This window comes from Oerskovia turbata, assembly GCF_000718325.1.
GTDB lineage: Bacteria > Actinomycetota > Actinomycetes > Actinomycetales > Cellulomonadaceae > Oerskovia > Oerskovia turbata.
Window position 1 is genome coordinate 68,849 of sequence record NZ_JOFV01000014.1, and the last position, 23,152, is coordinate 92,000.

Here is a 23,152-nt window from a genome sequence, read left to right on the forward strand (position 1 = left end):
CGATGTAGGCTGGCGCCATGACGACCGCAACCCTGACCGAGTTCCTGCGTACCCCGAACGCGGTGATCGCGAAGACCGACGAAGGTGCCGTGCGGATCACGCGCCGCGACGCGGCAGACCTGGTGGTTCTGCGCGCCGATGACCTGGAACATCAGCAGGAGGGCATCGGCCTCTCGAGTCGGCTCATGCGCGCGGTCTTGGCCGCCGAGGGCGACATGCGTGTTGCAGTGAGCAGCGTGTGCGCCTGGTCCTCGCTGCTCTCGGCCACCGAGCTCGACGCGTTCGCCGCCGCCATGGACAAGCATCTATGGAGCTCAACCGAGCTTGGTCACTATGAGGCGCTGCTGCTCGAATTTGGACGCTGGCGTGAGACGGCCGAAGCCTATGCCGCAGGCCTGCCCCGCGGGTCCGGTGAAGATCTGACCTGGCTCGACGAAGCAGCCGACGTCCAGGAGCCGTGAACGTGGCTAAGGATGCCTCTGGCGACATCGAGCGACCCCTCAAGATCACCGAGTACCGGCTGCGGTTCGCTACCCGCGAGGCTGAGAAGGGGTGGCGCGACCTGCGCGCGACGGCGCGCAACGCAACCGTCGACGCCTGGGACTTCTTGACCAAGACCCCGCACGAGGAAGGCGGGGGCTGCTACCGCCTCCTGGGTGACCTCGCCGTCGTTCGCATCGACGGCACCGACTTCGACCGGTGGCAATACAAGCCCACCGGCGGCGGACGCATCTGGTACGCCATCCTCCCGCCCACCAAAGGCAGCAAGGAACCCGGACTCGTACTCCTTGAACGCGTCACAACCGGGCACCCCAACCAGACCCTCAAGAACCACAGGTAGCCGACGATGACTCGTTCCATCCACGCGCTACTGCGGGACGCGCTCGCGTTTAACCCCGACTTGCCGTTGCGCGATGGGCTGTCTCAGGACGCGACCGGTCTTGCTCGAGGGTGGATCGAGAATGTGCGGGCTAGTGCCCGTGCCGCGGCACTTCTCCATCGCAAGGGTCTTACTGCTGCAGCGGCACCGATCCGTCGATCGATACTTGAGCACGCGCTGGCCCTTGCCTACCTGGCCCACGACCCAGAAGGTGCGGCACGGGCCTACGTTCGCAAGAGCAAGGAAACTCTGGAGAAGAAACTCTTGCCGGGGCTGGTGGCAGGGGACTGGAGCGCGCGTGATGTTGCTGCTGTCGCACTGGAAGCCCTGACGGCTGCTGACGCCGCGAACGAGTTACAAGGCGCGGTCCACACTCACAAGGTCGCCTTCGCCCATGCGCTCAAGGCCTACGGTGATGGCGACAACCTCGCCGTCGTCTACGCCTATGAGTCCAACCTGTCCCACCCGTCACTCACCAGCGCCAAGGCCAGACAGCGCGGTGACGACGAGAGCATGGTGCTGGCATTGCTGATGATCGCCTACGAAGGCTTCAGCCCGCTGCTGGCCCAGGACGCATGGCGCACGCAGATCGACAAACTGGTAGAGGACTTCGCTGCAACCATCAACACGAAGTGACGCCGAGCCCAGCAGCGCGGCCATGGTTCGCCATAGCCTCTGGCCGGATGCACATTGTGAAAGCAGGCAACCAGCCACCGGGCACCAGCCCTAGACGGAGAACCTTAACGAAACTACCGGGAGTCAAACAGGTCAGGCGCTACGTCGCGGACGAAGTTGCCTCGCGCCGGACTGGTTCACTCGTCGACGCCTACCGGTGGTAGTGCGCGGTGGGGCGGCCGTCGATGTGGTGCACGGTGCAGGGGGTGTCGAAGATCGACGTCAGCACGTCGTCGCGCATGATCTCCTCGACGGTCCCGGCCGCGGCGATCCGACCGTCGCGCAGCGCGACGATGCGGTCGGAGTACGCGGCCGCGAAGTTGATGTCGTGGATGATGAGCACGATCGTCTTGCCCAGCTCGTCCGCGGCGCGCCGGAGCTGGCGCATCATGAGCACCGAGTGCTTCATGTCGAGGTTGTTGAGCGGCTCGTCGAGCAGGACGTAGTCCGTGTCCTGCGCGAGGACCATCGCGACGTACGCGCGCTGCTTCTGACCGCCCGAGAGCTCGTCGAGGAACCGGCCCTGGAACTCCTCCAGGTTCAGGAACGCGACGGCCTCGTCGATCTTGACCTGGTCCTCGGGGCCGAGGCGCCCTTTCGAGTACGGGAAGCGCCCGAAACCCACGAGGTCCCGGACCGTGAGCCGCGCCGTGAAGTGGTTCTCCTGCCGCAGGATCGACAGCCTCTTCGCGAGGACGTCGGACTTCGTGGTGTGCACGTCGAGGCCCGCGACCGAGATCTCGCCCGACGACGGCTGGAGCAGGCGGCCGATGATCGTCAGGAGCGTCGACTTCCCGGCGCCGTTGGGCCCGACGAGCGACGTGATGCCGCCCTCGGCGATCGTGCCGGAGACAGGACCCAGGACACGCTGGTCGAGGTAGTCCTTGGTGACGTTGGCGAACTCGATCACAGAGCGCCCCTTCGCAGGAGGAGGAACAGGAAGACGATGCCGCCGACGAACTCGATGATGACCGTCAGCAGGCCCGCGGCGTAGAACACGTGCTGCATGACGAACTGACCGACGACGAGCGTCGCGAGCCCCAGCAGGAAAGCCATGGGCAGCACGAACTGGTGCTGGTGGCTGCCCGTGAGGCGGTACGCGAGCGTCGCGACCACGAACCCGAAGAACGTCATGGGGCCCACGAGCGCGGTCGACATCGAGATGAGGAGCGCGACGAGGATGAGCACGATCGTCAGCTCGCGCTTGTGGTCGATCCCGAGGTTCGTCGCGGTGTCCCGGCCCAGCATGAGCGCGTCGAGCCGGAAGCGCCGGCGCCACACCACGACCCCGACGCCGACGCACACGAGCACCGCGAACGGCAGGTGGTCGGCGTCCACGTTGCTCATCCGGCCGAACAGCCGCGTCGAGAGCAGGTCGTAGTCCGTGGGGGACAGCAGGCGTTGCAGGAAGGTCGAGACGCTGCTGAAGGCCATGCTGAGCACGACCCCGACGAGCAGCAGCACGTACAGGTTCCCGAAGCGCCCCGAGAACAGCCACCGGTACAGCAGCGTCGCGAACGCGACCATGAGCAGGGTCTGTGCGATCACCTTGGGCAGGCCCTCGGTGCGTGCGAGGACCTCGCCGCCGAACACCACGACCATGAGGGTCTGCATGAGCGTGTAGAGCGAGTCGAAGCCCATGATCGACGGCGTGAGGATGCGGTTGTTCGTCACCGTGTGGAACAGGACGGTCGCGACGCCCTGCGTGAACGCCGCGATCACCATCGCGCCCAGCATCGTGGCCCGGCGCTCGATCACGAACTCGAACCCGCCCCGGATGAACAGCAGCAGGAAGCAGGCCGTCGCGACCACGACCACGGCCGAGACCAGGGCGAGGCGGACGCCCGGGGTGAGCGGGCGTCGTCGGGCGCGCTGCTTCGTCCCGCCCGACGGCGCCAGGTCGCCCCGCGTCCCCGGCTCGGCGGACGCCGTGGTCGGCACGGCCGGTGAGACTTCAGTACGTGACATGACGACGCTGCCTGAGGACGAGGACGATGAAGCCCACGGCGCCCACGGTGCCGAGCACCACCGAGACCGGGAGCTCCAGGGGGGCGATGACGACGCGACCGATCAGGTCGCAGACCAGGATGAGTGCGACCGACACGAGCGCGACCCACGGGAGGTTCTTGCGCACGTCGTCGCCGCGGACCATCGAGACCATGTTCGGGACGATGAGCCCCAGGAACGGCAGGAACCCGACGACGACGCTCGTGACGCCCGTCGCGACCGCGACCACGAGCGTCCCCAGGAGCACGACGCGCTCGTACCGCAGGCCCACGTTGGTCGCGAGGTCCCGGCCGAGGCCCGCGACAGTGAGGCGGTCGGCCAGGAAGAACGTCGCGACGGTCGTGCCCGCGACGATCCACAGCGGCTCGTAGGCACCGCGCACGATGCTGCTGAACCCGCCCGAGCGCCACGTGTCCATCGCCTGGAGCAGGTCGAACGTCGCGGCCAGGTACGTCGTCACCGCGCTCACGACCGCGCCCAGCATGATGCCGATGAGCGGGACGACGATCGAGGACTGGAGCGAGACCCTGCGCACGATCGCCATGAACGCGAGCGTGCCCGCGAACGCGAACACCGTCGCGACCGTCATGCGGAGCATCATCGACGCGCCGGGCACGAGGATGAGCATCACGAGGATGCCGAAGCCCGCCCACTGGCTCGTGCCGATCGTGGTCGGCTCGACGAAGCGGTTCTGCGTCAGGACCTGCATGATGACGCCCGCGACGGCCATCGCGACGCCCGCGAGGACGAGCGCGAGGGTCCGGGGCACGCGGGAGATGAGGAACATGTTCCACGCGTCGGCCGTGAAGAGGTTCGCGAACGTGATGTCGTACCCGCCGACCATGAGCGACGTCACGAGCAGGGCGAGCACGAGGAGGGCCGTCGCGGGCAGGGCCAGGCGGCGCACGGCGGCGCGAGCGCCAGGACGGGGCCCGACGGCGGAGCGGGGGGTGAGGTTCATGGGACGTGCCGCCCGGTGCCTCTCGCAAGGGGTCGCGGCGAGGTGCACCGGGCGAGCAGCCGTGCGATCAGGCCGCGAACTTCGCGCTGATCTGGTCGAACGCCTGGGTGTAGGCGTGGATGCCCTCGGTGATGTAGAAGTTCGGCTCGAGGTAGATGACCTGGTCGTTCGTGGTGAACGTGGTCTCGGCCCAGGCGGCCTGCGAGGCGAAGATCTCCTGGGCGGGCGTGAACTCCTCGTCCGAGGTCGCCGCGTCGCGGTCGAAGACGATGACCCAGTCCGGGTTGGCCTGCGCGACCGTCTCCGGGGCCAGGCCCTGGTCGGTGTGGTGCGAGCCGTCGTCGAGCTTCTCGGAGTCGACCGCGAACACGTCGGTGAGGTCGAGCGGCTCGATGATGCGGGCCAGGCGCCCGGCGGCGTTGTCGACCCGGCCCACCGAGGTCGACGCGAGGAACACGGACTCGCCGTTGGTGGCTCCGGCGGCCGCAGCGGTGGACTTCTCGAGGTCGGCGACCAGCTTCTCGGCCTCCTCCTCCTTGTCGAAGATCTTGCCGAGCGTGAGCGTCTGGGCCTTGAGCGCCTCGACGTAGCCGCCCTCGGAGTCGTCGGCCGGTGCGATGTCGATCGTCGTCGCGATCTTGCTCAGGTCCTCGGTGTAGTCCGCGAAGCGGTACCCGCCGATGATGAGGTCGGGAGCGGCCTCGCTCACGGCCTCGAGGTCCGGCTCGCGGTGGCTGCCGGCGTCGAGGACGTCCGCGTCGTCGACCCAGGCCTCGAAGCCCGTCGAGGGCAGCAGCGGCTTGGGAGCGACCACGGGCTCGATGCCGAAGGCCAGCAGCGTCTCGAACGCCGTGCTGTCGAGGGCCGCGACGCGCACGGGCTCGACGGGGACCTCGACGTCGCCGTTGTTGGTCTCGACCGTGATCGTGGTGGCGGCGGGCGCCTCCTCGGCCTCGGCGCTGGACGAGCAGCCGGTCAGCGCGATCGCTGCGGCGATGCCGGCGCCCGTGAGGGCGGTCCACCTGCGGGGGCTGGTCGTGAGCTTCAAGGCGTGTCTCCTGGTCGGTCGTCCGGCACGGTGCTGTGCTGTCGGTGGCGCAGCGGAGGGTGCCTCCGGCCGCGCCTGGATCAGGTTAGCCTAACCTGACTCAGGAAAGTGCACGCGTGTCTCAGGTGGACGCCTCACGTGCCGGAGGTCCGGGTGAGCCGGGCCGTTCGTCCCGTCAGAGGTTGAGGAGCGCGCCCGCGCCGATGCCCGCGAGGACGCCGAGGGCCATGGTCGCGGACGTGAGCGCGACCGGGTGCGACGGGCTGCTGTGCAGGCGCTGCCAGAGGCTCGGGGCAGGGGCGGAGGTCTGGGCGTGGTGGATCTCGCGGCGCGAGAGCCCGGCCGTGACGGGGGCGGGCTCGGTGACCTGCTGCGTGCTCATGGTGCGTACCTCCGGGGTTGTGCGTTCACCACGGTAGACACGGTTGCGGGGCCCACGTGACGCGAGATGCGCGTGAAGAGAGTCACGTGGCCCCCGGTGGCGAGGCGTGCGGGGCTGGGGTATCGGCGCACCGCCAGGGCCCCGCCGGCCCGCCTCAGAGCCCCGGCGACTCGATCGGGTCGAGGCGCATCGTCGCCGCGGGCTGCGGCTCCTCGAGGGTCTCGACGTCCGCGGCCTGCGGGGCCAGGAGGCGCTCGACCGCGCCGTCCAGGTTCGCGGTGATCGCGGCGACCAGGCCGTCGGCGTCGCGGGCCTCGAGGCGGTCGACGATGTCCTCGTGGTACTCGGCCGAGTCCTTGCGCACGGCGTACTCGCCGCTCACCGTGAAGCTCGCGACGCGGACCTCGACGATCAGGGTCGTCATGTACCGCAGGAGCCACGGGTTCCCGCTCGCGGCGACGAGGGTCCAGTGCACGTTGAGGTCGGCGTCGCCGATGCGGCGGGCGTCCTCGCTGCGGCCGGCGGCCACGAGGTCGTCGTGCGCGGCGCGCACGGCTGCGACCTCGGTGTCGCTCGCGTGGGCCACGGCGAGCCGCGCGGCGGCCGTCTCGACGGTCCGGCGCGCCTCGTAGAGCGCGGGGACGCGGTCGAGCCCGATGCGGACGACGCTGAGGCCGCGCCCGGGGGTCGCGGTGAGCAGGCCTTCCTGGACGAGGCGTTGTGCTGCCTCGCGGAGCGGTCCGCGGCTCACGCCGAGCTGTCCGGCGATCTCGATCTCGCGCAGGGGTGACCCGACGCGCAGGACGCCCGAGTAGATGGCGTTGCGGAGCTCGACGGTGATCAGGTCGACGGTGGACGGACGGGTCACCGGGGACATGAGGGGGGCGGTGCCGAGTGGTGCCCGTGACGTCGGGGCCATCGACTCTCCTTTCGATTCGGTCACGATCTGGTCTCTCATCATCCTCGGTTCCGGGCCGGGAGGCACCACCGTGACGGGTGCGTCAGGTGCGGGATCCTGCGGTTGTTCCTCGATGACCACCTCAGTGTAGACAATCCGACAGTCGGATCTGCCGATTGTTCAATGGTCCGACACGCGCTAGCGTGGCCGACCATTCAGCCGTTACGCCCCGGGGCCCGGTCCAGCCCGAGCCCCGGAACCCGAAGGGAACCATGTCCTCCTCGCACCACGCCCCCACCCGCCGCCCCGCCTCCTCGGCCCCCCGCGCACGCCGGTCGCGCTCGCTGGCCGTCACGGCGACGGTCCTCGCGCTCGGTCTCACGTCGGCGTGCACGAGCACCTCGTCGGAGACCGGGAGCAGCAGCGCGCTCGACCGGCTGCGCGAGTCCGGGACCGTGACCGTGGGCTTCGCGGGCGAGGCGCCCTACAGCTACGAGGACGGCGGTGAGCTCACCGGCGCCACCGTCGCGCTGCACCGCGAGATCTTCGCCGAGCTCGGGATCGAGACCGTCGAAGGCGTCAACACCGAGTTCGGTTCCCTGATCCCGGGCCTGACCGCGAGCCGCTTCGACGCCGTGAGCGCGGGGATGTCGATCCTCCCCGACCGTTGCGAGCAGGCCGCGTTCAGCGAGCCCGAGTTCATGTACACGACCGCCCTGCTCGTGCCCGAGGGCAACCCCGCCGGCCTCACCGACATGCAGTCGGTCCAGGACGCGGGGATCAAGCTGGCCACCATGAGCGGCGCGATCGAGGGGGACTACGCCCGGGCGCTCGGTCTCGACCACCTCGAGGTCGGGACCCCCCAGGACGGCCTCGACGCGGTCGTCGCGGGTCGCGCCGACGCGTTCGCCCTGACCGGCATCTCGCTCAACAACCTGGCCGAGGGCACGTCCGCCCCGGTCGAGGTCACGGAGTCCTTCGTGGCTGAGATCGACGGCGTGCCGCAGATCGGCGCCGGTGGCACGGTGTTCCGGACGAACGACACCGAGCTGCTCGAGGCCTACAACGAGAAGCTCGCGGAGATCGTCGCCGACGAGGAGCGCTACCTGGGGATCGTCGGCGAGTACGGGTTCACGGCGGCCGAGCGTCCCGTCGACGGCCTGACGACCGAGGCGCTGTGCGGCGGCGACCTGGACAAGGTCGCGCAGGACCTCGCGGCGGAGCTCGGGCTGGAAGGCTGAGAGGCCGCTGCGGATGTCTGACGATCTCCAGACCCTGGTCGACGCGCTCCCGAGGCTGGGCGACGCGATCCTGGTCACCCTCCAGCTCACGGTCGGCGGTGCGGCGCTCGCGTTCGTCGTCGCGCTGCTCCTGGGGCTCGGGTCGCGGACCAGCTCCCTGCTCGTCCGTGGCCCGTCGCGCGTCGTCGTCGAGCTCCTGCGCGGCACCTCGCTCGTGGTGCAGCTCTTCTGGCTCTTCTACGTCCTGCCGGTCTTCGGGTTCCGGCTCGAGTCGCTCGTGTGCGGGATCCTCGCGCTCGGGCTCAACTTCGGGGCGTACGGCGCGGAGGTCGTGCGGGGCTCGCTCGCGGCGGTCCCGACCGGCCAGTGGGAGGCCGCGGTCGCGCTCGACCTCGGTCCGGTGCACCGCATGCGGCGGGTCATCTTTCCGCAGGCCTGGCCGCTCATGATCCCGATGTTCACGAACCTCCTCATCCAGCTCGTCAAGGGCTCCGCCCTCGCGACCTACATCCTGCTGCACGACCTCAACTACTTCATCGAGCAGCTGCGCCGCAGCACGCAGGACACGGTCTTCTCCTACGGCGTGGGCCTCGTGCTGTACTTCGCGCTCGCCTACGCGCTGACGCTCCTGATGAACGCGCTCGAGGTCCGGGCCAAGCACCGGGTCGGTGCGGGCCCGTCGCTGCGGCAGGTGCTCTCGTTCGCACCTCGTCCGCGGCTGGCGAAGGCAGGTGTCGCATGAGCGACGTCTGGAGCTGGCAGCGGGCGGCCGACGTCCTGCCGTTCATCCTCGAGGGCTTCAGGATCACGCTCCTCGCGACGCTCGTCGGCACGGCGATCGCCGCGGTGCTGGGCCTCGTGGTCGCTCTCGCCCGACGCTCGTCGAGGCGTTGGCTGACCGTGCCGCTGGGCATCGCGGTCGAGTTCGTGCGTTCGACCCCGTTGCTCGTGCAGCTCGTCTTCGCGTACCTGCTGCTCACGGACCTGTCGGCCATGACGATCGGGTTCGCCGTCCTGGGGATCCACTACGCGACGTACATGTCCGAGGTCTACCGGGCGGGGATCGACGCGGTGCCTCGCGGCCAGTGGGAGGCAGCCAAGGCGCTCAACCTCCCGCGTGCCCGGACGTGGCGTGCGGTGGTCCTCCCGCAGGCGATCCGCAAGACGCTCCCGGGGCTCGGCAACTATGCGATCTCCATGTTCAAGGAGACGCCGTTCCTCTTCGCGATCGGTGTGGTCGAGATGTTCACGGCGGCCGAGCAGTACGGCAGCCGCACGTTCGTCTACACCGAGGCGCTCACGCTCGTCGGGATCCTGTTCCTGGTCGCGAGCTATCCGACGTCCCTGCTGGTGCGCAGATTGGAGACCCGCCTTGCGTAGCACGCCCCCTTTCCCGATCCCTCCGGCCGACGCCCCGGTGGCTCCCGCCGTGAGTCCTTCCCGTCCGACGGCGCCGCTCGCCCCGCGCCCTCCCGTGTCCGGGGCGGTGGTCGCCCCGGACGGGGCGGTGTCGTCGTCCGGGGTCGTGGCACCTCCGGCGATCGAGATGCGCGGGATCGTCAAGCGCTTCGGTGCGAACACGGTGCTCGACGGGCTCGACTTCTCGGTCGCGAAGGGGGACCGGGTCACGCTCATCGGCCCGTCGGGCTCGGGCAAGACGACGATCCTGCGGCTCCTCATGACGCTCGAGGAGTCGGACGCGGGTCTGATGCTGGTGGACGGTGACCCCTACACGCACGAGATGAGGGGGCGTCGTCGGGTCGCGTTGAGCGAGCGGCGCCGCAGCCAGGTCCGCAAGCGGGTCGGGATGGTGTTCCAGCAGTTCAACCTGTTCCCCAACATGACGGTCCTGGAGAACATCGTCGAGGCGCCCGTGCACGTGCTGGGCATCTCGAAGGAGCAGGCCGTGCACCGTGCGAAGGAGCTGCTGGACCAGGTGGGCCTGGCGGACAAGGCCGACGCCCGGTGCACGCAGCTCTCGGGCGGGCAGCAGCAGCGGGTCGCGATCGCGCGGGCGCTCGCGATGGACCCGGAGATCCTGCTGCTCGACGAGGTGACGAGCGCGCTCGACCCCGAGCTGGTCGCGGACGTGCTGGGTGTGCTGCGGGAGGTCGCGGAGACCACGGACATCACGATGCTCATCGTGACGCACGAGATGCAGTTCGCTCGTGACGTGTCGAACCGTGTGCTGATGTTCGACCACGGGCGCATCGTCGAGGAGGCGGACCCCGAGACGATGTTCAGCTCTCCCCGCGAGGAGCGCACGCAGGAGTTCCTCAAGGCGGTCCTGGCGGGCTGAGCCGCCTGCACCGTTCCCGGCCCGTCGCGCGGCGTCAGCCCGCGGCGGGCCTTCCTGTGCTCCCACGCACCACGAGGCTCGTCGCGAGGTCCATGCGCGTGTTCGTGACGTCGCCGTCGCGCGCCTTGAGGACGAGTCGCGCGGCGGCCTGGCCCATCTCCTGGAGCGGCTGGTGGACCGTGGTCAGCGCGGGGCTGGACCAGCGGGCCACGGGGACGTCGTCGTACCCGACGATCGAGAGGTCCTCGGGGACGCGCAGCCCGTGGCGCCGGGCGGCCTCGAGCACGCCGAGGGCCTGGAGGTCGGAGCCCGCGAAGATCGCGGTGGGTGGCTCGGGCAGGCTCAGGAGCTCCTCGGCGCGGTCGGTGCCGCCCTGCGGGTGGAAGTCGCCGAACCGCACCAGGTCGGGGTCCGCCGCGATGCCTGCCGTGCCGAGCGCCGACCGGTAGCCGTCGAGCCGGGCGAGCGAGCACATCATGTCCTCGGGGCCCGTGATGACGCCGATGCGGCGGTGGCCGAGCTCGATGAGGTGGCGCGTGGCCATGAGCCCGCCCTGCCAGTTCGCGGAGCCGACCGACGGCACGTCGGGTTCGGGGTCCCCCGCGGGGTCGATGACCGCGAACGGTATGGCCCGTGAGCGGAGCTGTTCCTTGACGGCTGCGGGCAGCGTCGAGAAGACGAGCACGACGCCGAGCGGCCGGCGGGCGAGGACGCCCTCGATCCACTCGGGACCGGGGGCGTGCCGGGTGCCCGACTCGGTGAGGACGACGCTCGCCCCGTGCTCGCGCGCGACGTCCTCGACGCCGCGGATGAGCTCCATGGCCCAGATGCTCTCGAGCTCGTGGAACACGATCTCGATGAGCGGCGCGGAGGCGGTGGGGCTCTTGCGGCGCCGGTAGCCGTGCTGGACGAGCAGCGCCTCGACCCGGTCGCGGGTCCCTGCGGACACGTCGGTGCGCCCGTTGAGCACCTTGGACACGGTCGAGAGGGACACCTGGGCCTCGGCCGCCACGGCGGCGAGAGTGACCCGGCCGGGAAGAACGTCGTCGGTCATGCGGGTCAGCGTAGCGCCTCGGGCGGAAAGTTTCGATGGGTGCTCCGCGGGGTCTCGGACGGAGGTTCCCAGGCTTCTCGCAGCAGATAACAGTTCGGCCTCAGTGTTGACCGCGAGGAATTCGCGTCTTAGAGTCCAGGGCAACCGAGTACTTTCGGCGTAGACGCCGAAACTTTCGAAAGGGTTCGATGATGAACACAAGAACGCGGAAGTCGCTCACGGCCGCGGCCGTGGCGTCGGCACTGGTCCTCCCGCTCGCAGCGTGCGCGAGCGGCGACTCCGGTGGGTCGAGCCGCCCCGAGAACGAGATCCACGTGATGGTCTACGGGGACGCGACCAACAAGGTCGAGCAGCAGATGGTCGACACGTTCAACGCGACCTCGGACGTCAAGGTCGTCCTCGACACCATCCCCGGCGCCGACTACCAGCAGAAGCTCCAGACGATCATCGACACCAACGCGGCGCCGGACGTCTTCTTCAACTGGGGCGGAGGCTCGATCGAGCCCTTCGTCGACGCCGACCTGCTGCTGCCCCTCGACGACTTCATCGCCGAGGACCCCCAGCTCGAGGACGCGTTCCTGCCCGCGGTGTTCAACTCGGCCGTGATCGACGGCAAGCCCTACGGCATCCCCATGCGCGGCACCCAGCCCGTCATGCTGTTCCACAACAAGCAGGTCCTCGCGGACGCAGGGCTGGAGGCCCCCGAGACCTGGGACGAGCTCCTCGCAGCGGTCGAGACCCTCAAGGCCCAGGGCGTGACCCCGATCGCCCTCGGCGGCGCCGACCAGTGGCCGACCCTCATGTGGTACCAGTACGCGTTCGACCGCGTCGCGGGCCCCGAGCTCTTCGAGAAGGCCCTCGCGGGCGAGAGCGACGTGTGGGACTCGGCCGAGAGCCACGAGGCGCTCGACAAGCTGTCCGAGCTCATCGACGCCGGCGCGTTCGGCACCAACTTCGACTCGGTCAAGTTCACCGACGGCGGCTCGCCCGCGCTCCTGCGCACGGGCAAGGCCGCGTTCGAGCTCATGGGCTCGTGGAACTACTCGACGCACTACGACGTCGAGCCCGAGTGGACCGACGCCAACCTCGGCTACACGGCCTTCCCCGCGATCGACGGCGGCAAGGGCGACGCGGCGAACATCACGGGCAACACCAACAACTTCTACTCGGTGCTCGCCAAGACCCGCTACCCGGACGCCGTGCGTGACTTCCTCAAGCTCATGTACTCGGACGAGTTCGTCGAGGCGCAGCTCGCGATCGGCAACCTGCCGACCACGACCAACACCGAGCAGTTCCTGGACCAGGCCGCGAGCCCCGAGTACGCCGCCTTCCAGTTCGACCTCGTGAAGAACGCGCCGCACTTCCAGATGTCCTGGGACCAGGCCTTCCCCCCGGCTGCCGGCACCCCGCTCAAGATCGCGGTCCAGCAGTTCTTCAGCGGCCAGATCGACGCCGACGGCTTCATCGCTGCGATGAAGTCCCTGCCGGCCTCGCGCTGACCCGGTCCCCCGGACGGAGATCGTCATGACCACCCGCGCACCCCAGGGGCGCACGCGCCCGGGCGCCGCCGACCTCCAGGTCGGACGCCCGGGCGTGGTCTGGGCCCTGCCCGCCGCCCTGTTCTTCGGGCTCTTCGCCCTCCTGCCCATGGTCCTCGTGCTCGTGCTGTCGTTCACGCAGTGGAGCGGCCTGGGCAGCCCCGAGCTCGTCGGGACCGAGAACTGGTCCCGCCTCATCGACGACCCCGTGATGCTCAAGAGCATCGGTCTCTCGCTCGTGCTGACGGCGCTGGGCGTCGTGACCCAGACCCCGGTCGCGATGCTGCTGGGCGTGTGGGCCGCAGGGCACCAGTGGAACCGTGCGGTGCTCTCGGCGATCTTCTTCGTGCCGCTGCTGCTGTCCGCGGCCGCGGTGTCGGTCCTGTGGCGCGCGGTGCTCGACCCGAACTTCGGCGTCCCGGCCCAGATGGAGTGGCTGTTCGGCGACGGCAACCTGTTCGGCAACCAGTCGACCGCGATCGCGGTGCTGGTGTTCGTGAGCCTGTGGCAGTTCACGCCGCTGCACGCCCTGATCTACCAGGGCGCCGCGAAGGCTGTGCCGCCCATGCTCTACGAGGCGGCCGAGATCGACGGCGCCGGGCGCGTGCGCTCGTTCTTCGCGATCACGCTCCCGCAGCTGCGCAACACCATGATCACCTCGGTGATCCTCATGGTCGTCGGCGGCCTGACGACGTTCGACACCGTCCTCATCCTGACCAACGGCGGGCCCGGCACGGACACGACCATCACGGCCTTCTACATGTACCAGAAGGCGTTCCGCGGCTTCGACTTCGGGCTCGCGTCGGCGATCGCCGTGGTCCTGGTCGTCGCGGCGACCGCGATCTCCCTGGTCATGGTCCGCCTGTCCGGTTACGACAAGATGCGCAGCGAGCTGGAGGGCGTGTGATGAGCAACGACCTGAGCGTCACCCCCGCGGAGCAGGTCTCCGGCCCGACGACGTCACCCGCCTCGGGTGGTGCGACCCGCCCGGGTGGGACGCAGGACGGCGGCGCGCGGCGCCGTCGGGCAGGTGGCCGGGCAGGGAAGGGCAGCCGCAACCGGCCCAACTGGGGCGCGGGCGTCGCGGTCACGATCTGGCTCCTGATCGTCGCGATCCCCCTCTACGTGCTCGTCACCGCGTCGTTCCAGACGCAGGCCGGGTACGCGCAGGGCGGCCCCCTGTCCCTGCCGACCACGTTCACGCTCGACAACTTCACCAACGCGTTCGACCAGGGCTTCGGCCGCTACTTCCTCAACACGCTCGTCGTGACGGTCGCCGTGGTCGGGATCGTGGTACTGCTCGTGCCGCCGCTGTCGTACGCGATCGTGCGCAACCGCTCGCGGGCCACCACGGGCATCTTCCGGATGTTCCTCCTGGGCCTCGCGGTCCCCGCGAGCGCCGTGATCGTCCCGATCTTCTACGTGATCTCGGTCGTGGGCCTGTACGACAACCTGATCGGCGTGATCCTGCCGACCGCGGCGTTCTGCCTGCCGATCTGCACCATCATCCTCAGCGGCTCGATGCGTGACATCACCAACGAGCTCTACGAGGCCATGGCCCTCGACGGCGCGTCGCCCAGGCGGGTGTTCCTGAGGCTCGTGCTGCCGCTGTCCAAGGGCGGCGTCGCGACGATCGTCGTCTACTCGGCGCTGCAGGCGTGGAACGGGTTCCTGTTCCCGCTGATCCTCACGCAGTCCGAGGCGACCAAGGTCATCACCCTCGGCCTCTTCAACTTCCAGACGCAGTACGGCGTCAACATCCCCGGCCTCCTCGCGGCGGTCGTCATGTCGATGATCCCCATCCTGCTCGTGTACCTGTTCGCCCGGCGTGCCCTGGTCCAGGGCCTCATGGGCGTCGGCGGAAAGTAGCTCCACCATGACTCTTCAGACGAACCAGACCGACCTGCCCGTGTGGTCCGACCCGACGGTCGGAACCGCCACCCGCGTCAAGGCCCTCATGTCCGAGATGACGCTGCGCGAGAAGGTCGCCCAGCTCTTCGGCGTGTGGGTCGGCGCGTCGGCCGAGGGCGGCGAGGTCGCCCCGCACCAGCACGACATGGAGGACGGCGTCGACCTCGACACGATCCTGCCCGACGGGCTGGGGCAGCTCACGCGGCCCTTCGGGACCAACCCGGTCGACCCGGCCCTGGGGGCGCTGTCGCTGCTGCGCACGCAGGAGCGCGTGCGCTCGGCGAACCGCTTCGGCATCCCGGCGCTCGCGCACGAGGAGTGCCTCGCGGGCTTCTCGGCGTGGGGCGCGACGGCCTACCCCGTGCCCCTGTCGTGGGGTGCGACGTTCGACCCCGCGCTCGTGCGCCGCATGGCGACGCGGATCGGGCAGGACATGCGCTCGGTCGGCGTGCACCAGGGCCTGGCGCCCGTGCTCGACGTCGTGCGCGACGCCCGCTGGGGCCGCGTCGAGGAGACCATCGGCGAGGACCCCTACCTCGTCGGGACCGTCGCCACGGCCTACGTCCAGGGCCTGGAGTCTGCCGGGATCGTCGCGACGCTCAAGCACTTCGCCGGGTACTCGGCCTCGCGCGGCGGACGTAACCACGCGCCCGTCTCGATGGGCTCGCGCGAGCGCGCCGACGTGATCCTTCCGCCGTTCGAGATGGCCGTCCGCGAGGGCGGCGTGCGCTCGGTCATGCACGCCTACACCGACACCGACGGCATCCCCTCGGCCGCCGACCGCGAGCTCCTGACCGGGCTGCTGCGCGACACGTGGGGCTTCGACGGGACCGTCGTCGCCGACTACTTCGGGATCGCGTTCCTCAAGATCATGCACGGCGTGGCCGGGGACTGGGCCGAGGCCGCCGCGACGGCGCTCGCGGCCGGGGTCGACGTCGAGCTCCCGACCGTCAAGACGTTCGGCGAGCCGCTCGTCGCGGCCCTCGAGGCCGGGGAGGTCGACGTCGCGCTCGTGGACCGCGCGCTGGAGCGCGTGCTGCGCCAGAAGGTCGAGCTCGGCCTGCTCGACGCCGGCTGGGACCCCGTCCCGGCCGTGCTGCGGGACGTGCCCGCGGACGTGCTCGCCGCCGTGTCCGGGGCGGGGTCCGCCGCGCAGGACATCGATCACGCCGCGCTGCGCGGGACCGTCGACCTCGACGGACACGCCAACCGGGCCCTGGCCCGCGAGGTCGCCGAGCAGGCCGTGGTCCTGCTCGCGAACGACGGCGTGCTCCCGCTCGGTCCGGACGTGCGCCGGATCGCGCTCGTCGGCCCGACGGCCGAGGACCCCATGGCCGTGCTCGGCTGCTACTCGTTCCCCGCGCACGTGGGACTGGCCCACCCCGAGATCCCGCTCGGGATCTCGCTGCCCACGCTCGCCGAGTCCCTGCGTGCCGAGCTGCCGGGCGTCACGGTCGACGTGCTGCCCGCGATCACGCTCGACGGCACGAGCGACCCGTCCTCGACCGGGGCCGTGAGCACGGCCGAGGTCGCGGCCGCCGACGCCGCGGGTATCACCGCGGCGGTGAACCTCGCCCGCGAGGCCGACGTCGTCGTGGTCGCCCTGGGCGACCGGGCCGGGCTGTTCGGCCGCGGCACGAGCGGTGAGGGCTGCGACGTCGAGTCGCTGCGCCTGCCCGGCGCCCAGCAGGACCTGCTCGACGCGCTGCTCGCCACGGGTCGCCCCGTGGTCGCGACGATCCTCTCGGGTCGACCCTACGCGCTCGGCGCGGCCGCGACCCCGGCGCCCGGTGAGCCCGGCGCCGCGGCGATCGTCCAGGCGTTCTTCGCGGGCGAGGAGGGGACCCGCGCGGTCGCGGGCGTCCTGTCGGGGCGCGTGGCGCCGTCGGGCCGGCTGCCCGTGAGCGTGCCCGGGACCGAGGGCGCCCAGCCGACCTCCTACCTGGCCGCGACGCTCGCGCAGGCGACCGACGTGTCGAACATCGACCCGACCGCGGCCTTCGCGTTCGGCCACGGGCTCACCTACACGAGCTTCGACTGGTCGGACCTCGTGGTGGGCGCGGCCGAGGCCGCGCCCGACGGGGCCTTCGAGGCGTCGTTCGTCGTGCGGAACACGGGCGGGCGCGACGGCGTCGAGGTCGTGCAGGTCTACGCGCACGACCCCGTGGCGTCGGTCGTGCGGCCAGTGCAGCGGCTCGTCGGGTACGTGCGCGTGCCGCTCGCCGCGGGCGCGTCGGCGCGCGTGAGCGCGACCGTGCCCGCCGACGTGCTCTCGTTCACGGGGCGCGACGGCCGCCGGATCGTCGAGCCGGGCGCGATCGAGCTGCGGTTCGGGGCGTCGAGCGCCGACGTGCGGCTCGTGGCCCAGGTGTCGCTCGTGGGCGACGTGCGCGTGGTCGACCACACGCGCGAGCTGCACGCACCGCTCGTGGTGGGCAAGGTCTGAGGTGACCTTCACGAACCCCGTCCTGCCCGGGACGCACCCCGACCCCAGCATCTGCCGGGTCCCCGGGGTCACCCGGGCGGACGGGACCGTCGCACCCGACGACTACTACCTCGTGACCTCGACGTTCGAGTACTTCCCGGGCCTGCCGGTCTTCCACAGCCGCGACCTGGTCACGTGGACGCAGGTGGGCCACGCGATCCACCGCACCGACCAGGTGGACCTGTCGACCGTGCCGTCGTCGGGCGGGCTGTACGCCGCGACGATCCGGCACCACGCCGGGACGTTCTCCGTCGTCACGACGCTCGTCCACACCCAGGGCCAGGGAGGGCACCTCCTCGTGACCGCGACCGACCCCGCCGGACCCTGGTCCGACCCGGTGTGGCTCGAGGGCGACGGGATCGACCCGTCGCTGTTCTTCGACGACTCGACCGGGCGCGTGTGGCTCACCGCGACCCGCCTCGCCGACCCGGGGGAGTGGGACGGCCAGACCGAGGTGTGGCTGCGCGAGCTCGACCTCGCCGCGGGCGCGCTCGTCGGCCCCGAGCACGTCCTGTGGCGCGGCGCGCTGCGCGGCGCGGTCTGGGCCGAGGGCCCGCACCTGTACCGGGTCGGCGACCACTACTACCTGCTCGCCTCCGAGGGCGGCACCGAGCACCACCACGCGGTCTCGGTCGCACGCGCCGACACCGTCACCGGCCCGTACACGGGCAACCCCGCGAACCCGATCCTCACGCACCGCCACCTCGGCAAGGACTTCCCCGTCGTCGGCGTCGGGCACGGGGACCTCGTGGAGACCGCTGCCGGCGAGTGGTGGACGGTCCTGCTCGGCAGCCGCCCCTACGGCGGCTACTTCCCCAACCTGGGGCGCGAGACGTTCCTCGCGCCCGTCGTCTGGGAGGACGGGTGGCCCGTGGTCGCCCCGGCCGTGGGCCACGTCGCGGGGGACTTTCCCCTGCCCGACGTCGGAGCGCGGCGTCCGGGGAGCGGCTCACCGGCTGAGGCGGGCCAGCCTGCCGGGGTGGGCTCCGTCGTCGTGCACGAGACGTTCGACGGTCCTGACCTCGACCTCGCGTGGAACCAGGTGCGGACCGGGGAGCGCTTCTGGTCGCTCACGGAGAGGCCCCGGCACCTGCGGCTCCCGCTGCTGCCCGCGACGCTGTCCGACGTCGCGACCCCCGCGTTCCTGGGGCGCCGCCAGCAGCACCGGGACATGGACCTCACGGTGCGCGTCGACGTCGACCCGGCCGGGCCCGACGAGTGGGCCGGGCTCGCGGTGCGCCAGTCCGAGGAGGCGTGGATCGCGGCGGTCGTGACGCGGGCGGTGCCTGCTGCTCCTGGTGGGCTCGGCAGGCGCGAGGTGCTCGTGGTCGAGCGCTTCGGCGGCGAGGAGGTCGTCGTGGGGCGCGCGGCGCTCGGGCCGCTGGGGCTGGCCGAGGGGCCTGTGGACGTGGTGCTGCACGCCACCGGTCAGGAGTACGCGCTCGGGGTCCGGACGTTGCGTGGCTTCCACGCCGTCGCGACCGTGCACGGCGGGCGGCTCAGCTCACCCGAGGCGGGCGGGTTCCTGGGCGTGTGGCTCGGCCCGTACGCGACGGGCCGCGGGACGACGACCGCGACGGTCGCGGACGTCGAGTGCGTGGAGTACCGAGGGCGCTGAGACTTGCTTCGTGGTGGCGCGAATGTCCTCTGGCTACCGGAAGCGCCAGTCCGGTGCGCTCGAAGCGCCCTGTTCCCATTGCCTGCCGTCTGGCGGGGGGCCGCCTGGTGGCTGCATGCCAGCGTAGAACCAGTGCGCGGACGGATCGGACCGCGCTCCAATGCCGAGCACCAGTCCGCTTGGTGTGCGCCGCCATGCGTGCCAAGACCTGCCACCTTTGGTGACGGTCATCTGGATCCCGTGATCTGGGGGTAGGCCCTTCTGGGGGAAGTCCCCGAGCACATGCAGAAGGTCCGCTCGATAACGCCCACGGTTGCGATGATGCCCCATGTGGCACAGGGCGAGCCACTGCAAGGCTTCGCGAGTCTCACCTAGCTCGCGTTGGTCGAGTTGACGCCCATCCAGATCGACGCCCCTCACGCCGGCAAATCGGCGCAGGCGTTGCGCGGCGAGCGCAGGCTGGGCACGCCGACGATCTCGCTGCCTGCGGTAGACGCGCACAGCATCCCATGTCTCGCGCCAAGTCCCGGTACGGGCGATGACCTGCAGGTCGTCGTGACGGTTCGACAGGTCATGAGCGGTTCGCAGATCCGGACCTAGTGCCACAACCGTAGCGACGCGGGTCTTCAGGGGGGCCGGAACCCCGAAGATTGGCATACGCAGGCGGCGGAGGAGCGTGTCGTATGACAGGTAGAGAGCCAGAAGCCACACGAATGGCAAGATCCCGAGCGGCAGCCAAATTGACAGCGCGAGCCCCAGGAGCGTCTGACGCACGTCAAGCGTCTCCAAGTTCGCCGTGAGTTGGCGGACGGTTAGGGTGATCAAGGTGAGGCCGACGAGCACATTGAGCGTGACTAGAAGTCGCCTCGCTGACATGTGGCGAGGGTCGCGTTCAGAGAAGGCGATGAGCGCGACGAGAAGGATGAGGCCGAGTTGAAGCATCACCTCAACGAGGTAGTTGAACGTGCGTAGGTTCATCGCATACTGGATGAATACAGCCATCCCGACCGCTTGTTTGATCGCCGTTGCAAAGTACCGGTCGCGCTTCGCGGCGCTCAGTGCGGCGAAGATCGTCCCGAAACCTGATACGACGAACCAGACGACCGTGTCCTTGACTAGTCCAGAATTCCAGAGACCGAGGTGCGAGGCGCCTATGACGAGTGCGGCCACCCACACGGTAAGCGCAACGAGTGGGATGACGATGGCCCCACTCGAAGCCCCTCGCAGAAGTTGCGGGACGTGCTTGCGAGTACTTGGGATCGAGAGCACGACGACGGCGAAGATGATTAAAAGGGTGAGAATTGCCCACTCGCGTGAGTTCAGCACGCCCGACGCCGATCAGGCCGCAGTCGCGGAGAAAGTGAGCAGTTCGGCACTCAGAGGAGGTGTCCGCGCCAGTGCCTCCACGGCTGCGCCGTCAACGACTGGAATCGCAGAGAGCCCGGCGTGCACGAGCGCCTCGGCGAGTTCACGCTGAATGCTCGGAGATGCGGGCGGTTCGACGGGCAATCTCCGTGTCTCTGACATGAGAGCAGGTAACCATGCCCCACCGACAGCACGTGTCGTGACAACAGTGTGAGGTTGGAGGGGACAAGACGAAGTAGGTGTGTGGAGTACCGAGGGTGCTGAGGTCCCGCTACGTCCTCAGGAAAGGTGTCACCCGCGCTGCGCCGCGTCGACCTCGGCTCCGCGGACCTCGACCTCGTGCCAGCGGAACCGGTCGACGACGGCGCTGACGGACGGGACCTTCACGAGCGCCGAGAACACCGCGAAGCCGACCGCCCCACCGGTGATGTTGAAGATCAGGTCGTTCACGTCCGCGATGTGCCCCCCACCGAGCAGGTGCGCCGTCACGAGCTGGGTGGCCTCGATCGTCAGGCTGAGGACCGCTGCTGCTGCCACGGCCCGTCGCCACGAGGCCCGGGGCACGAGCAGCGGCACGAGGACGCCGACCGGGACGAAGACCAGCACGTTCATGACCGCATCGGCGACCTCGTAGTCCGCGAACGGCACGACGGCGAGATGGCTGGCCCAGGGGGCGCTGCTGACGGGCTTGTCGAGGAAGACCGGGAAGACGGTGTTCGCGACGATCCCGGCGACGTAGACGCCGAGCGCGAGGGCGACCGCGGCTCGCGGCACGGAGAAGCGCCTGCTGCGGATCAGCGACCACATCAACCCCGCGAACACCGCCGCGGCCAGAGGGACGACGACCGGGAGGACCGGGACCTGGTGGAACACGGGTGATCTGCACCTTTCTCCGAGACGTGTGCTGTGGCTGGTGCCGCGGCTCCACGCCACAGTGCCCGTCGTGCCAGGAGCTCGGCATCCGTCCGTGGTCGGACCCGAGGAGACAGCGAGTACGACCGTCGCCGTCACCCGGGCGTGCTCGCGCGGCCCCCGGATCAGGCGGACGGGGCGTCGGGCCGGTCGAGCAGGCGGCGAAGGCGGGTCTTCTTCTCGTTCTCGCGCACGATCCACGCCACGTCCGGGTCGTCTGAGCCGCGCAGCGCGGCGAAGCGCGGCAGACCGGCTGCCGGGTCGCCCGCGACGGCGACGCTCCAGCAGTACCCGAGGGCCTGGCGCAGCGACCCGACGCCCGTGTCGCGGCGGGTGTCGGGCGCGAGCGCACGGATCGAGGCGGTGGCGACCTCGCAGGCGTCCAGGGCGGCCGTCGCGGTGGCGGGGGTGCGCAGGAGGCGCGGCTCGCAGATCCCGGCGACCGCGGCGCGGCGGACCAGCGGGTCCTGGTCGTCGACCCAGGAAGCCACGAGCGAGCGGAGGGTGGCGGGCTCGGCGTCACCGATGCGCTGCAGCCCCATCGCGACGGCCTCGCGGACGCGCCACGACCCGTCGGCCGCGCGGACGCGCAGCAGGTCGGTCAGGTCGGTGCGTGCACCGCTGGGGACGTCGACGACGAGCCGGCCCAGGCCGACCGTCCCGCAGCAGCGCAGGTACTCGTCGGGGGGAGTCGGCCAGGGCGAGCACGAGGCCCGCCGGCGCGACGTCGGCGAACGCGCCGATCAGCTCGAGGTTCGCCCGAGGCCCGGGCAGCCCTGAGCGGGTCGAGAGGTACACGCGCACGGCGGCCGCATCGCCGTCGAGCGCGCGCAAGGCGGCCCGGTGCTCTTCACGCACGCTCATGACCAGCACGCTATGGCTCCCGTCCCGGCTGGGGTAGGGCCGAAAGGCCTCCTCGGGCCCGAGGCTCAGGCGCGTGCCGCCTCGTCGGAGGATTCTGGCTCGTGCGACGGCCACCGTCGTACGGCCCAGATCGCGGCACCGGCCAGGACGGCGCCGATCGCGGCCCCGATCGAGTTGGTGAGCCAGTCGTTCGTGTCGCACGACCGTCCGAGGGCGGGGAGGAGTGCCTGGACCAGCTCGACCGCGGCGGAGCCCCCGACGCCGCCGAGGAACGCGACGAACGGGCGACGGCTCGCGATCGCCGCGAGCAGGACGGGCGGCACGAAGAGGATCACGTTGGCCATGAGCTCGACGCGGCCGAACGTCGGCAGAGCCCAGGCGACGGTGCACCGCTCGACGATCTCCCGGCTGGAGGGGACGAGCGTGAGCAGCGCGATCGGCACGAGCGAGATCCCGCACAGCGTCCAGGCGATCCGTGGGCGCCCGTACAGCCACCTTCCCGCGACCGGGCCGACGATCACGAGCAGAGCGAGGACCGCCGGGGAGAACCACGGGTACTGGACCAGGAGGGTAGAGATCACGGTGCGAGGACGCTCCAGCTCGATCGGGCACGGGCGCCCCACCGTAGCCGTATGCGCAACCTGGACGCGCAGGGGCCTCCGTCCCCAGCGCGGCGAGTGAGACCGGGCGCCTTGGAAGGGACTAGGTGTACCCGGTCACGAGGTTGGTGTCAGTTCGGGTTGTGGAAGGGAGGACCTCCGGGCTTAGTGGAGATGTCGAAGTCTTCACAACCCGGAGGTCCTCATGTCCCACGCTAATGCCCGCCTGACCGTTCGCGGCAGGAAGCTGATCATCGAACGCCGCCGTGATGGCTGGAAGCAGGCCCACATCGCTGCCGCGATCGACGGGCCTAGCTGTACTGACTCGTTGCGTTGTTGACTCGGTCGATGGGTCGTAGGCCGCCGATGCCGAGGTGGGGTCGTTCTAGGTTGTAGTGCTGGAGCCAGGTAGGCA

At 70.3% G+C, this 23,152-nt stretch carries 23 protein-coding genes; 12 read left to right on the forward strand and 11 right to left on the reverse strand.

The features are described 5' to 3' along the window. The first annotated feature begins 17 nt into the window (after positions 1-17). Genes IE95_RS0114850 through IE95_RS20505 form a run of 3 tightly spaced genes read left to right on the forward strand, consistent with a single transcriptional unit; the run spans position 18 to position 1,516 of the window. Entirely contained in the window at positions 18-461 is a 444-nt protein-coding gene (locus IE95_RS0114850; RefSeq protein WP_030152403.1) for a type II toxin-antitoxin system Phd/YefM family antitoxin, read from the forward strand. 2 nt (positions 462-463) lie between these two features. Then, a complete protein-coding gene (locus tag IE95_RS0114855; RefSeq protein WP_030152404.1) occupies positions 464-841 on the forward strand; it encodes a hypothetical protein in 378 nt (125 codons plus the stop codon). Positions 842-847: 6 nt separating this feature from the next. Continuing rightward, complete coding sequence (locus IE95_RS20505; protein ID WP_129429619.1) at positions 848-1,516, forward strand: DUF5677 domain-containing protein; 669 nt, start codon at positions 848-850, stop codon at positions 1,514-1,516. 190 nt (positions 1,517-1,706) lie between these two features. Here the strand turns inward: IE95_RS20505 and IE95_RS0114865 are convergent, their stop codons facing one another. The 6 genes from IE95_RS0114865 to IE95_RS0114890 form a co-directional block, all read right to left on the reverse strand. After that, positions 1,707-2,465: an iron ABC transporter ATP-binding protein gene (locus IE95_RS0114865; RefSeq protein WP_030152406.1), complete on the reverse strand. Its 759-nt coding sequence runs from the start codon at positions 2,463-2,465 to the stop codon at positions 1,707-1,709. After that, positions 2,462-3,523, reverse strand: coding sequence for an iron chelate uptake ABC transporter family permease subunit (locus tag IE95_RS0114870; protein WP_084690317.1), 1,062 nt, complete (start codon positions 3,521-3,523; stop codon positions 2,462-2,464). Before IE95_RS0114870 ends, IE95_RS0114865 begins: the two co-directional genes overlap by 4 nt. Then, the gene (locus IE95_RS0114875) at positions 3,510-4,523 is read right to left on the reverse strand and encodes an ABC transporter permease (RefSeq protein ID WP_129429618.1); all 1,014 of its coding nucleotides are present in this window, start codon (positions 4,521-4,523) and stop codon (positions 3,510-3,512) included. Before IE95_RS0114875 ends, IE95_RS0114870 begins: the two co-directional genes overlap by 14 nt. A gap of 67 nt (positions 4,524-4,590) precedes the next feature. Further along, complete coding sequence (locus IE95_RS0114880) at positions 4,591-5,571, reverse strand: ABC transporter substrate-binding protein (RefSeq protein WP_030152409.1); 981 nt, start codon at positions 5,569-5,571, stop codon at positions 4,591-4,593. 175 nt (positions 5,572-5,746) lie between these two features. Then, a complete protein-coding gene (locus IE95_RS0114885; RefSeq protein ID WP_030152410.1) occupies positions 5,747-5,953 on the reverse strand; it encodes a hypothetical protein in 207 nt (68 codons plus the stop codon). 154 nt (positions 5,954-6,107) lie between these two features. Then, positions 6,108-6,872 carry a GntR family transcriptional regulator gene (locus IE95_RS0114890; RefSeq protein WP_164984155.1) on the reverse strand — a complete coding sequence of 255 codons (765 nt, stop codon included), beginning with the start codon at positions 6,870-6,872 and terminating at the stop codon, positions 6,108-6,110. A gap of 251 nt (positions 6,873-7,123) precedes the next feature. Between IE95_RS0114890 and ehuB the strand changes: the two genes are divergently transcribed. The 4 genes from ehuB (at position 7,124) to ehuA (ending at position 10,391) form a co-directional block, all read left to right on the forward strand. Beyond that, positions 7,124-8,092: an ectoine/hydroxyectoine ABC transporter substrate-binding protein EhuB gene (ehuB, locus tag IE95_RS0114895; protein ID WP_084690319.1), complete on the forward strand. Its 969-nt coding sequence runs from the start codon at positions 7,124-7,126 to the stop codon at positions 8,090-8,092. 13 nt (positions 8,093-8,105) lie between these two features. Then, positions 8,106-8,834: an ectoine/hydroxyectoine ABC transporter permease subunit EhuC gene (gene ehuC, locus IE95_RS0114900; RefSeq protein ID WP_030152413.1), complete on the forward strand. Its 729-nt coding sequence runs from the start codon at positions 8,106-8,108 to the stop codon at positions 8,832-8,834. Further along, positions 8,831-9,472 (forward strand): ectoine/hydroxyectoine ABC transporter permease subunit EhuD, encoded by a 642-nt coding sequence (gene ehuD, locus IE95_RS0114905; protein ID WP_030152414.1) that lies wholly within the window; start codon positions 8,831-8,833, stop codon positions 9,470-9,472. Before ehuC ends, ehuD begins: the two co-directional genes overlap by 4 nt. A 166-nt stretch (positions 9,473-9,638) precedes the next feature. After that, complete coding sequence (gene ehuA, locus IE95_RS0114910; protein WP_030152415.1) at positions 9,639-10,391, forward strand: ectoine/hydroxyectoine ABC transporter ATP-binding protein EhuA; 753 nt, start codon at positions 9,639-9,641, stop codon at positions 10,389-10,391. A 34-nt stretch (positions 10,392-10,425) separates the two neighbouring features. Here ehuA and IE95_RS0114915 read toward each other — a convergent pair whose 3' ends face one another. Then, complete coding sequence (locus tag IE95_RS0114915; protein ID WP_030152416.1) at positions 10,426-11,445, reverse strand: LacI family DNA-binding transcriptional regulator; 1,020 nt, start codon at positions 11,443-11,445, stop codon at positions 10,426-10,428. A 191-nt stretch (positions 11,446-11,636) separates the two neighbouring features. Here IE95_RS0114915 and IE95_RS0114920 point away from each other — a divergent pair, with 191 nt between their 5' ends. From IE95_RS0114920 to IE95_RS0114940, 5 genes are read left to right on the forward strand one after another with little or no spacing between them, the layout of a single operon-like run. Further along, positions 11,637-12,944, forward strand: coding sequence for an ABC transporter substrate-binding protein (locus IE95_RS0114920; RefSeq protein ID WP_030152417.1), 1,308 nt, complete (start codon positions 11,637-11,639; stop codon positions 12,942-12,944). A gap of 25 nt (positions 12,945-12,969) precedes the next feature. Beyond that, complete coding sequence (locus IE95_RS0114925; RefSeq protein ID WP_030152418.1) at positions 12,970-13,890, forward strand: carbohydrate ABC transporter permease; 921 nt, start codon at positions 12,970-12,972, stop codon at positions 13,888-13,890. Beyond that, on the forward strand, positions 13,890-14,852 hold the full coding sequence (locus IE95_RS21135) for a carbohydrate ABC transporter permease (protein WP_084690320.1): 963 nt from the start codon (positions 13,890-13,892) through the stop codon (positions 14,850-14,852). The genes IE95_RS0114925 and IE95_RS21135 overlap by 1 nt, the downstream gene beginning before the upstream one ends. Positions 14,853-14,859: 7 nt before the next feature. After that, complete coding sequence (locus IE95_RS0114935; protein ID WP_030152420.1) at positions 14,860-17,340, forward strand: beta-xylosidase/alpha-l-arabinosidase; 2,481 nt, start codon at positions 14,860-14,862, stop codon at positions 17,338-17,340. Between the two features lies 1 nt (position 17,341). Continuing rightward, positions 17,342-18,997 carry a glycoside hydrolase family 43 protein gene (locus IE95_RS0114940; RefSeq protein ID WP_030152421.1) on the forward strand — a complete coding sequence of 552 codons (1,656 nt, stop codon included), beginning with the start codon at positions 17,342-17,344 and terminating at the stop codon, positions 18,995-18,997. Positions 18,998-19,030: 33 nt separating this feature from the next. On the opposite strand, the gene IE95_RS0114945 is transcribed toward IE95_RS0114940, so the two are convergent. From IE95_RS0114945 to IE95_RS0114960, 4 genes are all read right to left on the reverse strand, one after another. After that, on the reverse strand, positions 19,031-20,323 hold the full coding sequence (locus IE95_RS0114945) for a hypothetical protein (RefSeq protein WP_030152422.1): 1,293 nt from the start codon (positions 20,321-20,323) through the stop codon (positions 19,031-19,033). Positions 20,324-20,653: 330 nt separating this feature from the next. Then, positions 20,654-21,235, reverse strand: a complete 582-nt coding sequence (locus IE95_RS0114950; RefSeq protein WP_051703167.1) for a VanZ family protein — start codon at positions 21,233-21,235, stop codon at positions 20,654-20,656. Positions 21,236-21,399: 164 nt separating this feature from the next. Further along, positions 21,400-21,948, reverse strand: coding sequence for a HEAT repeat domain-containing protein (locus IE95_RS21140; RefSeq protein WP_345968947.1), 549 nt, complete (start codon positions 21,946-21,948; stop codon positions 21,400-21,402). Positions 21,949-22,203: 255 nt separating this feature from the next. Further along, positions 22,204-22,719: a VanZ family protein gene (locus IE95_RS0114960; RefSeq protein WP_051703174.1), complete on the reverse strand. Its 516-nt coding sequence runs from the start codon at positions 22,717-22,719 to the stop codon at positions 22,204-22,206. Positions 22,720-23,152 lie beyond the last annotated feature (433 nt).

Coding starts and splice junctions, on each gene's coding strand:
- IE95_RS0114890 (WP_164984155.1), bottom strand. CDS start 6,872: ATGGCCCCGACGTCACGGGCACCACTCGGCACCGCCCCCCTCATGTCC.
- ehuD (WP_030152414.1), top strand. CDS start 8,831: ATGAGCGACGTCTGGAGCTGGCAGCGGGCGGCCGACGTCCTGCCGTTC.
- IE95_RS0114850 (WP_030152403.1), top strand. CDS start 18: ATGACGACCGCAACCCTGACCGAGTTCCTGCGTACCCCGAACGCGGTG.
- IE95_RS0114920 (WP_030152417.1), top strand. CDS start 11,637: ATGAACACAAGAACGCGGAAGTCGCTCACGGCCGCGGCCGTGGCGTCG.
- ehuC (WP_030152413.1), top strand. CDS start 8,106: ATGTCTGACGATCTCCAGACCCTGGTCGACGCGCTCCCGAGGCTGGGC.
- IE95_RS0114870 (WP_084690317.1), bottom strand. CDS start 3,523: ATGTCACGTACTGAAGTCTCACCGGCCGTGCCGACCACGGCGTCCGCC.
- IE95_RS0114935 (WP_030152420.1), top strand. CDS start 14,860: ATGACTCTTCAGACGAACCAGACCGACCTGCCCGTGTGGTCCGACCCG.
- IE95_RS20505 (WP_129429619.1), top strand. CDS start 848: ATGACTCGTTCCATCCACGCGCTACTGCGGGACGCGCTCGCGTTTAAC.
- IE95_RS0114915 (WP_030152416.1), bottom strand. CDS start 11,445: ATGACCGACGACGTTCTTCCCGGCCGGGTCACTCTCGCCGCCGTGGCG.
- IE95_RS21135 (WP_084690320.1), top strand. CDS start 13,890: ATGAGCAACGACCTGAGCGTCACCCCCGCGGAGCAGGTCTCCGGCCCG.
- IE95_RS0114875 (WP_129429618.1), bottom strand. CDS start 4,523: ATGAACCTCACCCCCCGCTCCGCCGTCGGGCCCCGTCCTGGCGCTCGC.
- ehuB (WP_084690319.1), top strand. CDS start 7,124: ATGTCCTCCTCGCACCACGCCCCCACCCGCCGCCCCGCCTCCTCGGCC.
- ehuA (WP_030152415.1), top strand. CDS start 9,639: ATGCGCGGGATCGTCAAGCGCTTCGGTGCGAACACGGTGCTCGACGGG.
- IE95_RS0114925 (WP_030152418.1), top strand. CDS start 12,970: ATGACCACCCGCGCACCCCAGGGGCGCACGCGCCCGGGCGCCGCCGAC.
- IE95_RS0114885 (WP_030152410.1), bottom strand. CDS start 5,953: ATGAGCACGCAGCAGGTCACCGAGCCCGCCCCCGTCACGGCCGGGCTC.